Annotated in this window: 1 rRNA gene; it reads left to right on the top strand. The window is 50.2% G+C overall.

From position 1 onward, the window contains the following. A 23S ribosomal RNA gene (locus QMX84_RS26510) occupies positions 1-255 on the top strand; the annotation flags it as partial.

Genomic DNA, 255 nt, shown 5'->3' with positions numbered 1-255 from the left:
ATCAACCGAGATTCCCTTAGTAGTGGCGAGCGAACGGGGACCAGCCCTTAAGCTGTATTGATGTTAGCGGAACGCTCTGGAAAGTGCGGCCATAGTGGGTGATAGCCCTGTACGCGAAAACATCTTTACAGTGAAATCGAGTAGGACGGAGCACGAGAAACTTTGTCTGAATATGGGGGGACCATCCTCCAAGGCTAAATACTACTGACTGACCGATAGTGAACTAGTACCGTGAGGGAAAGGCGAAAAGAACCC

This window comes from Pseudomonas sp. PS01297 (assembly GCF_029959305.1).
Lineage (GTDB): Bacteria > Pseudomonadota > Gammaproteobacteria > Pseudomonadales > Pseudomonadaceae > Aquipseudomonas > Aquipseudomonas helleri.
This window is presented reverse-complemented; position numbering and strand designations above follow the sequence as displayed.